Origin of the sequence: Kamptonema sp. UHCC 0994 (assembly GCF_029167235.1) — a bacterium.
Classification (GTDB): Bacteria; Cyanobacteriota; Cyanobacteriia; order Cyanobacteriales; family Microcoleaceae; genus Kamptonema.
This window is the reverse complement of sequence record NZ_JARFTR010000026.1, coordinates 1-10,835: the sequence shown is the minus strand read 5'-3', so window position 1 is coordinate 10,835 and position 10,835 is coordinate 1. Positions and strand designations below refer to the sequence as shown.

Sequence of the window (10,835 nt, the reverse complement as noted above, 5' to 3'; positions counted from 1 at the left end):
CGGTGAAAGAACCGCCCAGAGGGCGGCGTTACGGGTGCATAATTTTGGGGTGGTTCGCGATCGCCACATAAATTTATCAAGCGGCTGTATTACACTTAGGTGAGCAGCCCTCACTGGTTTTCGGGCCAAAAGCTTATGTTTGCTCAATTTCGCGCTTTCTATCCGACAGGTCAGTTAATCTCAGAGTTGGTGACAATTTATCAAGGTAAATTTGTCGTTCGCACTCTGATTCAGGTAGACGGAAAAACTCTGGCTACGGCGATGTCCGCTGGTGATAGTGTTGAGTTAGCAGAGGATCAAAGCTGGAAGCGATCGCTATCTCTCCTAAACCTCAACTCCCCTACGTCTGTCTCCACTAACCCTGTAACTACCTCGGCTATTCCCCCGCAGGTTCCTCTTACTACTGAAAAAAATTTACCATCAGATCGAGGCAGTTTTGTCAATACCAAAACTCAGCTAAATGAATCTGCATATCTGCCTCCACCTGAACCCGTGCGATCGCCACCTCCTCCCAAAGCTGCAAGCGTCCCCCCTGCGCCGAAGCAACTAGAATCTGATGCTTGGCTTTCCTCTAGTTATGGGGTTTCTTCCCAAGGCCAGGAGATAGCGGCAATACCCTCGCCAACAGGCGGCAAAAGTGAAACATCGTTTTCGCCTCCGACTGACAGCAGGCCCGATGTAGGGGAAGTGGAACCGCTATCTACAGACATTCAAAGTGGGATACCTCTGGAAATGAGCCCGCCGAGCGAGACTATAGAGGATAATTCCGATGCGATCGCGCAAATAGATGTGCTACTCAAACGCCTCAAGTGGAACAAAGAACAAGAATCGGAGTATTTGCTTCAAGCTTACGGCAAGTTTTCTCAGGGTATTTTAGCTCGGCATGAATTGCTAGATTTCTTAGACTATCTGGAAATTTTTAGCAAAACTACTGAGGAAATTACTCGCCTGCATTGGGATAAAAAGCAAGGTCGCGATCATCTTAACCAAGCTTACGGTAAAATCGCACGGCATCAGTTAAATAAAGAACAGTTAATCGATTTCCTGCAATATCTGGAATCGCAGTAAATTGAGTTAGTAGTTAGTTGTTGATTGTTGGTTGTTGGTTGTTAACAACTAACAACTAATTACTAACAACTAACTACTAACTACTAACTAGGGACAGCAACTATGGGGCGCGTGGCGGAAGGGCGGCGGTCAATCACTAGATCGACAAGACCATATTCCATTGCTTCGTCTGCCGACATAAAGAAATCCCGTTCGGTGTCTTCCTCAATCCGGCTGAGGGGTTGACCAGTGTGGGCGGCCAAATGTTCGTTCAAGCGTCTTTTGTGATAAAGAATTTCTTTCGCCTGAATCTCAATGTCAGTTGCTTGTCCTTGAGCACCGCCTAAAGGTTGGTGAATCATAATCCGGGAATGAGGCAGAGTCATCCGTTTACCTTTGGCACCTGCGCTGAGGAGAAAAGCACCCATACTGGCCGCTAAACCAAGACAAATCGTCGAAACCTCTGGCCGGATGTGGTTCATGGTGTCAAAAATACCCATCCCTGCGGTGACAGAACCCCCTGGTGAGTTGATATAGAGATAAATATCCTTCTCTGGGTCTTCTGCGTCTAAGAATAGCAGTTGGGCAACGATCAGGTTTGCCAAGTCAGATGTCACCTGCTGTCCGAGGAAGACGATGCGATCGCGCAGCAGCCGCGAGTATATATCAAAGGCCCGTTCTCCGCGACCCGATTGTTCGATAACTGTTGGAATCATAGAGCCTTCCTGTTCGTGTAACTTTTCTTAATTTTAATACTAATAGCTGACAGTTGACACGATCGAGACGGAAATTTTTGAACAGTTAAGTAGAAGGAAGAAGGAAGAAGGAAGAAGGAAGAAGGAAGAATGTTTATACACTCAGCTTTTTAGCCATCCCGATCTTATGTTTAATTAGGTGGATTTACTTAACCGTTAACCGTTAACCGTTAACAGTTAACCGTTAACTCTTGTCAAATTTTTAAGAACCAGCCGCGCCGATACATTAGATAAAGAATAACCCACCAAAATAATACCGTAGTTAGGGCAAAAGCGAGGGAACCATTCATCGCGCCGGCCCAAGGTCGAAAAAAGTTCTCGTAAATCCAAGTATAGGTTGTTGGAGGCTTTTCACCACTACCAATGTGGGTTTTTAGTAATATTCTAGCGACAAAACCAGAAGCAACAAAGACAAAAATTGCATTTAATCCCATGATTTCAAAAGGCCGCCCCCATCGCCAGCGACGGACTTCAATTGTTTCGTAGCAAATCGCGATTAATAAGATAGCCCAGCCTGCGGTGAACAGAACATAAGAACTTGTCCAAAGTTGTTTGTTGATGGGAAACAAAAAGCCCCAAAGTTGACCAATTATTAGGGAAGCGAGACCGACTATTACTAAATTCCAAGTAGTACGAGTTTTGATTGGTTGAACTCGCAGCCATTGAGTTGTAAAATAGCCAGCAAGGACTGTGGCGATCGCGGGTAATGTGCCGAGTATTGATTCTGGATCGTATTGTCCTTGACGGTAAAGGTGTTGGGTTCCGAGAATTAGGCGATCGATATATGCGCCTAAATTGCCTTCTGGAGTCAGGAGGTTTGCGCCGTAACCGGGAACGGGAATTAAGGTTAATGCACCCCAGTAGCCTAAAAGTAGCGTAGCTGCGAGTATTCCTAGGTTTCGGGAGGAGAGATTGAGAATTGCGATCGCGGCTAATAAATAAGCTAAACTAATGCGTTGTAATACTCCCAAAATACGGATTTTACCAAAATTCTCAATTGGGGAACCATTGAGAAGTACGTCCAGAAAAATTGAGAAGCTATTAAGCAATAAACCTAATAGAAAAAGCAAGGTTGCGCGGCGTAAAATGCGCCAGTAAACTGTTGATATAGGTTGGTTTCCTTCGGTATATTTCGATAACGAAAAAGACATCGCCGCGCCAACAGCGAAGAGGAAGAAAGGAAATACTAAGTCTGTAGGCGTGCAACCATTCCATTCTGCATGGTCTAGCGGAGGATAGACGTAATCCCAACTACCAGGATTATTGACAAGAATCATGGAAGCGATCGCAATTCCTCGAAAAACGTCAAGAGATGTCAGGCGCATAGGTCATTTTTATTCAGCATTGCTATTTTAAACCCAAGCAAGTAACCTTTGAGCTTGCGCTAGAACCCAAAATCTAAATCTTGAAAAGCAATCGCCTATCAATCGTCTTTCAGAGATTTAGATTTACTGAACAAAAACCACCAAAGCTCTAAACCAATTAGCCCTAGTCCTCCTAAAGTGACTGCAACCTTATTCACTAATGGTTGTTCAATCGATTCAAATTGAGCATTTTTATGAGCAGAGTTATTAGAGAGATTAGAATGGCTTTCAGCGGCAATCGCCCCTGAGATTGGAAGTAAAGTTATGCCGATTGACAATCCCAATCCTGCTAACTTTCTTAAAAGCAAAACTTGAGTAAGCATGGTTTTTTCTCCTAGTTAAAGTCAGAAACAGAAATCGATACTACCCGTAACGCCGCCCTCTGGGCGGTGATGATACCGCCAAGATGGCGGCGTTACGTAATCGTGCGTAACTCCTAATTTGATGAAAAATTTCGCAATCGTAATGCGTTTGTGACTACAGAAACCGAACTAAAAGCCATCGCCATACCAGCAACTATCGGGTTCAATAGCCAGCCAAACACCGGGTAGAGAAGACCCGCCGCAATTGGGATACCTGCCACATTGTAGATGAAGGCAAAGAACAGATTTTGTTTAATATTTTGGATTGTGGCATGAGATAGTTGAATTGCGGTGACAATTCCCTGCAAATCGCCAGAAATCAAGGTAATATCGCTAGCTGCGATCGCTACATCTGTTCCGGTTCCAATTGCTATTCCCACATCTGCTTGAGCCAGTGCTGGCGCATCATTAATACCATCTCCAACCATTGCGACAATCTTACCTTCTGCTTGCAGACTTTTTATTTGAGCTGCTTTCCGATCCGGGCGAACTTCTGCGATCGCTCGTTTAATACCAACTTCCCGCGCAATTACTTCAGCAGTGCGCTGATTATCTCCAGTTAACATCACCACTTCTAAACCCATCTTTTGCAAAGTTTGAATTGCATTGATAGAAGAAGGTTTAACCGCATCTGAAATCCCCATAATCCCTTCCATCTTACCATCGACTGCCAGCCAAATTACTGTTTTCCCAAGATATTCCAATCGCTCCCAGTGTTTCTGTAATGCGCTAGTATCATTATCTAGTTCTTGCATCCAGCGAGCGGTTCCAATCTGCACGAATTGATTAGAAACATATCCTTGTACGCCACTACCAGGTATAGCTTCAAATTCCTGAGATTCTGTTAAATCTACACCTTGCGCTCGCGCGTATTGCACAACAGCTTCAGCTAGAGGGTGTTCAGAATTTCGTTCAACTGCTGCTGCTAAAGATATCAGTTTTAACTCATTACTATTGGCAGTGCCATTAATAGCTACAAAGTCAGTAACAGTCGGCTTTCCTTGGGTAATTGTCCCTGTTTTATCGAGAACTATTACTTGCAATTTATGCGCTAATTCTAGACTTTCTGCTCCTTTAATTAAAATGCCATTTTCTGCACCTTTGCCTGTTCCCACCATGATTGAAGTTGGCGTAGCTAAACCCAGAGCACAGGGACAAGCAACGATTAGAACGCTCACAGTAGTAATCAATGCAATGGTAATGTTACCCATGAGATTATACCAAAGTATAAAAGTCGCGATCGCGATCGCAATCACCACAGGCACAAACCATCCTGTCACTAGATCTGCTAATCTTTGAATCGGTGCTTTGGAACCCTGTGCTTCCTGCACTAATTGCACAATTTGTGCTAAAAATGTATCTTTCCCAACTCGTATAGCTCGGAATTTAAAGCTACCAGTTTTATTAATTGTGGCTCCAATTACCTCATCCCCTGGTCGTTTTTTTACGGGGACGCTTTCTCCTGTTACCATTGCCTCATCAATGGTAGAGGAGCCATCCACGATCTCGCCATCAACTGCAATTTTTTCACCAGGGCGTACTAAAATTATATCACCTAAAACTACTTCAGTAATTGGGATATCTACCTCTTCATCATTCCGAATAACACGAGCTGTTTTTGGTTGCAATTCCATCAATTTGCGTAGGGATTCTGAAGTCTGCTTTTTAGCCCTATTCTCTAGCAATTTTCCTAACAAAATCAGAGTGATAATCGCAGCAGATGCTTCATAATACACATCAGCACTTAAGCCTTGAGTAGTAAAGAAGCTGGGGTAAAAAGTTGTGAAAATAGAGTAAAGATATGCAGAGCCAGTGCCAAGTGCCACTAAAGTATCCATTGTTGCAGCATGACGTTTTAGAGCTTTCCAAGCATTAATATAAAAACTGTGGCCACACCAAAATACTACTGGTGTAGTTAATGCCAATTGCAGCCAAGGATTGTGCATCCATCCTGGAATGAAAGGAATTGAAATTCCTGTCATCATTGGTAACGATCCAATTAACAGCATACTGCTGACACTTCCACCTATCCAAACTTTTTGGAGTAATTGTTGAGTTTCTGCCTGTTTTTCTCGCTTTTCTGCATCGTTATCTGTACTAAATATATCCTCTGCTTGGATGAGTTGAGCTGCGTATCCCGCGACATCTACCGCATCCTGAATTGCCTTAATATCAGTTTTTTCGGAGTCATAGGTAACAGTGGCAATTTCAGCACCAAAGTTGACACTGCATTCTCTCACACCTGGAACAGAAAGAATAGCTTCTTCAATGCTATTAGCACAAGAAGCACAACTCATTCCTCGCAATTTTAATCGAGCATTATCCATTATCAATCTCCACAATTATTCTAGCAATTTTTACAATTTGGTGTGCTATTTTCCCTGATATAACTATCTTTTGACAGTGACTAGATAAGGGTTAACAGTTAACAGTTAACAGTTAACAGTTAACAGTTAACCATTAACTGTTAAATTAAGCAGTAGGGTAGCCTACGTCTGCGATCGCTTCCCTAATTGCACTTTCAGACTTAATTGTTTGAATCTTGACCAATTTGGTCTTAGGATCGGCCTCAACATTAGCGGCTGGGTCAATACTTTGAACTGCTTTAGCGATCGTGTTTACACAAGCAGAACAAGCCATTTTGGGAACTTTGAGCTGTAATGTCATAGTAACCATCGATTTGCTTTCTAATTGAACTAGCTCCATCTTGTACTCTCCAGTCAACAGGAGAGTCAAGAGGTAAACTGCAATTAAATATTAAGTTTTGTTGCAATCCCTTTACACAGCTCCGGTTGTTAAATTTCTGTTCAAAAAGTAAGATTGGAAAGTGGAAAAAAAATTTATTTGTGAATAGGAGGTAGATATTGTTTTCGGCTTTGGCGATAACCAGTAGCGAGTAAAACGCTACCGAATAGCACTGTAGATAGCAGCACAACACTAGCTCCAGAAGCAATATCAAAGTGGTAGCTGAGGTAGACACCAACGAAAGCGATCGCAGCTCCTAGCCCACCTGAAATCAACATTATATAACTAAAGCGATCGCTTAAAAGCCTTGCAGTCGAAGCTGGAATTACCACAGCGGAAATAATCAGTGTCACTCCTAAAATATTCAACGTTGCTACCAGTAAAGTTGCCAACATTAAAGCAAAAAGTGTATCCATTAATTTTATAGGTACGCCGTGAACTTGGGCAACTTCTCGGTCAAAACACCAGAAGAGTAAAGGTTGATAAAAGACGAAAACTAGACTGAGCAAAACAATAGTTACTCCTGTAACAATCCACAAATCTTGGGGAGTAACACCGAGGACATTGCCAAACAGTGCAGCTTCAAAGTTTTGGCTGAATTTCCGATAACTACTAATAATCGCTACTCCCAAAGCAAAGCTAGCAGTTGTGACAATACCAATAGCAGCATCCGCATAGATTTTGCGGCCAGTTAAATATTGAATTAATAAAGCTGAGGCAAATCCCCAAATTCCAGAGCCTATGTAGAAATTTAAACCTAAAACGTAGCTCAATACGGCTCCGCCCAAAATAGCATGAGATAGACCGTGAGCAATGTAACTCATCCGGCGGGTTGTAATATAAACCCCCATTACGCCACACAATAGACCTGCCATCATTGCTACTAATAAGGCGCGGCTGAAAAACTCGTAATGAAAGGGTTTGAGTAGAAAATCCATTGTCAATTTTTTAATTAATTATAAGTTATATCAATTATTGGCTGCGGATATACTCTAATGTATTAAACTAAATAAAAATTTCTGTAAATACGGCATGATTATCTCAGTTCAAAACCAAAAGGGAGGCGTTGGGAAAACAACGATCGCCGTTCACATCAGCCATGCCTTGGCTTTGCGCGGTGGTAGGATACTGCTTGTGGATGCTGACCCTCAAGGTTCTGCACGAGATTGGGCGGCGGCTAGAAATAGCGATTTACCTTTCTCTGTCGTAGGTTTAGACCGTCCTACGATCCACCGGGACTTACCTGCGATCGCTAAGAGTTACAGTCATGTCGTGATTGACGGCCCGCCGCGAGTCTCAGATTTAGCTCGTTCTGCGATCATGGCTTCTAATATTGTACTCATTCCTGTCCAACCTTCGCCCTACGATATTTGGGCAACGGAAAAGGTAATTAACCTGATCCGAGAAGCTTCTGTTTATAAAGATTGGCTGAAATCTGTATTTGTTATTAATCGTAAAATAGTTAATACTTCAATTGGTCGGGATGTAGCAGAAGCTCTTTCTGGCTATCAAATTCCTGTTTTAAAGTCGGCTATTTGTCAGCGCGTTGCATTCGCAGAATCAGCAACTATTGGCTGTACGGTGTTGGAAACAGAGCCAAAAGGAGCAGCGGCCGCTGAAATCAGGGCGTTGGTGGAAGAATTAATCGAGTTATAGGTGTTAAGTAGAAGGAAGAAGGAAGAAGGAAGGGTGGCGGAGACTAAAATTGTCAAAACATTCTTAGCTTAGCAAACCCATCTGGGTATTTTGACACCCTTTACAGAAACTTTACAATTGTCAAATAAAGTAACTTTCTTTCATAAAGTTTGTAATTTATCAACAGCTAAAGGGAATAATCTAGGCAAAATAAAGTTATAGTTTAAGTTATAGCAGAGTTGGCGCTTTTACCCTTGGCAAGTTTTGGCATCTCGATCTCCTAGATTTTACAGACTGGGGTTTCGCCTTCGGGATGGTGGCGATCGCGATCGCCCTGTTTACTTGCCAAAGTTTAGAACTGATATCAAATCCGGTGGCATCCTAGGCATTAGCAATTAAGAATTAGCTATTAGCTATTAAGAATTAGCTATTAGCAACAGGGTATTAGGTCTACTATAACTTGAATCAAGTATTAAACAAATAAGATTAAATCACCTGACCCTATGACAACTGAACAACTCACTCAGAAATTAGTTGAAGAAATTACCTGCAATCAGCTCCTACTAGCACTGATTGTTTCTGGTAAGTTCAACAAGCCTGGAGTTAGCTTTTTCACCCCCAACACATTTTCCCAACAACTTGCCTACATGAAACATCCCGCAGGCAAAGTGATTCAACCTCACATTCACAATCCTGTTAAACGAGAAGTCTTCTATACTCAAGAAGTTCTCTTAATTAAAAAGGGAAAACTCCGCGTTGATTTTTATAGCGAAGAACGAGAGTATTTAGAAAGCCGGATTTTAGAAGCTGGCGACTTAATTCTAATAGCTAAAGGCGGTCATGGTTTTGAAGTCATAGAAGAAGTAGAGATGATCGAAATTAAGCAAGGGCCATTCATTGGAGAACTAGATAAAACCTGTTTTCCTGGTATTGCAGCACAGCAAGTTAAATTCTAGTGATTTTAGTTGCAGGATAATTGGTAATTGGTAATTGGGAGAAGTGTTGAAAGTGGTTTTCCGCTTGGTTGTGGGAGTCCCGCATCTGGTTTGGCGGAAATCCCCCCGATCGCAAACCGTTAACTAACGTTACAATCGGAAATATGCGCGATCGCTACTATCCTGCCATCGAACGCCCCTTAGCATCTGCCTCAAGGTCTAGGATGTGAGTTAATGCTTAATACATGGGAACATTAAGAAATAATTAAACTGCACGGCGGCTGCGCCGGACAGCATCCAGCTTTCAGAGCCTCCCACTAACCCACGATCCTGATTAGGAACCAAGCCATACCATGATCCCCAACCATTCCCTCGCCGCTGACGAAAATTTAGCATCCGACAAGCAAGAAGAAGCTTGCGGTGTTTTCGGTGTCTGTGCTCCCGGTGAAGATGTCGCTAAAATGACATACTTTGGTCTGTACGCCTTACAGCATCGGGGTCAGGAATCGGCTGGAATAGCCACATTTGAGGGTGAAAAAGTGCATTTGCACAAAGATATGGGGCTAGTATCCCAAGTCTTCAACGAATCCTGCTTAAGCCACCTACCTGGAACCATAGGAGTTGGTCACACCCGCTACTCTACCACAGGCTCATCAAAGGTTGTGAATGCTCAGCCTGCTGTTGTCGAAACTCGATTAGGTTCCTTGGCACTAGCACATAATGGCAATCTTGTCAATACTGGTGTCTTACGCGAAGAATTGCTAAACCGGAATTGCAACTTTGTCAGCACAACGGATTCTGAAATGATCGCAGTGGCGATCGCGCTGGAAGTAAACGACGGCAAAGACTGGTTAGAAGCCGCAATCAGCGCCTTTCATCGCTGCACAGGAGCCTTTAGTTTAGTCATCGGTACCCCCGCAGGCTTAATGGGAGTGCGCGATCCCTACGGCGTGCGTCCCCTCGTAATTGGCACTTTAGGCACAAATCCCATCCGGTACGCCTTGGCATCAGAAACCTGCGCCTTAGATATCATTGGTGCCGAATATTTGCGAAATGTAGAACCAGGAGAATTAGTTTGGATCACCGAAGATGGTATGGCTTCCTTCCACTGGAGTCAACAACCAAAGCCAAAACTTTGCATCTTTGAAATGATTTATTTCGCTCGGCCAGACAGCATAATGGAAGGCGAAAGTTTGTATAGCTATCGGCTCAGAATCGGGCAAAAATTAGCAGAAGAATCCCCCATTGATGCTGATATTGTTATCGGCGTTCCTGATTCTGGAATTCCCGCTGCAATTGGTTTTTCCCAAGTTTCAGGGATTCCTTATGCTGAGGGACTGATTAAAAATCGCTACGTCGGACGCACATTTATTCAGCCAACTCAGACCATGCGAGAATCAGGAATTAAGATGAAACTTAACCCTCTTAAAGATGTCTTAGAGGGTAAGCGAGTAATCATGGTAGACGACTCAATTGTGAGAGGAACTACTAGCCGTAAAATAGTCAAAGCTTTGCGAGATGCCGGTGCTACTGAAGTTCACATGAGAATTTCGTCACCCCCAGTAACTCACCCTTGTTTTTATGGGATTGATACTGATAACCAAGATCAGTTAATTGCTGCTACGAAATCAGTTGCAGAAATTGCCGAGCAAATTGGGGTTGATTCTTTAGCTTTCTTGAGTAGAGAAGGGATGCTGAAGGCGACTAAGGAAGATTCTAATAACTTCTGTTCGGCCTGTTTCACAGGGGATTATCCAATTGTTGTCCCAGAACCAGTTAAACGGTCTAAGTTAATTCTGGAAAAAGTTCCTACTTAATTAGTCAAAGTAGGTAATACCAACAGGACTTACCCACACTCTCTGTAACGCCGCCATCCTGGCGGTAAAGACAACAGGACTTACTCACTCTCTCTGTAACGCCGCCATCCTGGCGGTAAAGACAACAGGACTTACTCACTCTCTCTGTAACGCCGCCATCCTGGCGGTAAAGAAA

General features: G+C 43.2%; 10 protein-coding genes and 1 pseudogene. 5 read left to right on the top strand and 6 right to left on the bottom strand.

Annotated features, from left to right (window positions below):
- Positions 1-135: 135 nt before the first annotated feature.
- The gene (locus PY364_RS02635) at positions 136-1,068 is read left to right on the top strand and encodes a hypothetical protein (RefSeq protein WP_275520276.1); all 933 of its coding nucleotides are present in this window, start codon (positions 136-138) and stop codon (positions 1,066-1,068) included.
- Between the two features lie 83 nt (positions 1,069-1,151).
- Here PY364_RS02635 and clpP read toward each other — a convergent pair.
- The 6 genes and pseudogenes from clpP to PY364_RS02605 form a co-directional block, all read right to left on the bottom strand.
- A pseudogene (clpP, locus tag PY364_RS02630) lies at positions 1,152-1,769 on the bottom strand (ATP-dependent Clp endopeptidase proteolytic subunit ClpP); the annotation flags it as partial.
- 227 nt (positions 1,770-1,996) lie between these two features.
- Complete coding sequence (locus PY364_RS02625) at positions 1,997-3,127, bottom strand: DUF5009 domain-containing protein (RefSeq protein WP_275520274.1); 1,131 nt, start codon at positions 3,125-3,127, stop codon at positions 1,997-1,999.
- 98 nt (positions 3,128-3,225) lie between these two features.
- A complete protein-coding gene (locus PY364_RS02620; RefSeq protein ID WP_275520271.1) occupies positions 3,226-3,489 on the bottom strand; it encodes a hypothetical protein in 264 nt (87 codons plus the stop codon).
- Between the two features lie 113 nt (positions 3,490-3,602).
- Positions 3,603-5,855, bottom strand: coding sequence for a heavy metal translocating P-type ATPase (locus tag PY364_RS02615; RefSeq protein WP_275520269.1), 2,253 nt, complete (start codon positions 5,853-5,855; stop codon positions 3,603-3,605).
- A gap of 145 nt (positions 5,856-6,000) precedes the next feature.
- On the bottom strand, positions 6,001-6,195 hold the full coding sequence (locus PY364_RS02610) for a heavy-metal-associated domain-containing protein (RefSeq protein WP_275520278.1): 195 nt from the start codon (positions 6,193-6,195) through the stop codon (positions 6,001-6,003).
- A 173-nt stretch (positions 6,196-6,368) separates the two neighbouring features.
- Positions 6,369-7,211 (bottom strand): metal ABC transporter permease, encoded by an 843-nt coding sequence (locus tag PY364_RS02605; RefSeq protein WP_275520266.1) that lies wholly within the window; start codon positions 7,209-7,211, stop codon positions 6,369-6,371.
- Between the two features lie 94 nt (positions 7,212-7,305).
- Between PY364_RS02605 and parA the strand changes: the two genes are divergently transcribed.
- From parA to purF, 4 genes are all read left to right on the top strand, one after another.
- A complete protein-coding gene (parA, locus tag PY364_RS02600; protein ID WP_275520263.1) occupies positions 7,306-7,929 on the top strand; it encodes a ParA family partition ATPase in 624 nt (207 codons plus the stop codon).
- A 243-nt stretch (positions 7,930-8,172) separates the two neighbouring features.
- A complete protein-coding gene (locus PY364_RS02595; RefSeq protein ID WP_275520261.1) occupies positions 8,173-8,307 on the top strand; it encodes a hypothetical protein in 135 nt (44 codons plus the stop codon).
- 104 nt (positions 8,308-8,411) lie between these two features.
- A complete protein-coding gene (locus PY364_RS02590; protein WP_275520259.1) occupies positions 8,412-8,864 on the top strand; it encodes a hypothetical protein in 453 nt (150 codons plus the stop codon).
- Between the two features lie 332 nt (positions 8,865-9,196).
- Positions 9,197-10,660, top strand: coding sequence for an amidophosphoribosyltransferase (gene purF, locus PY364_RS02585; RefSeq protein ID WP_275520256.1), 1,464 nt, complete (start codon positions 9,197-9,199; stop codon positions 10,658-10,660).
- The last annotated feature ends 175 nt before the right edge of the window (positions 10,661-10,835 follow it).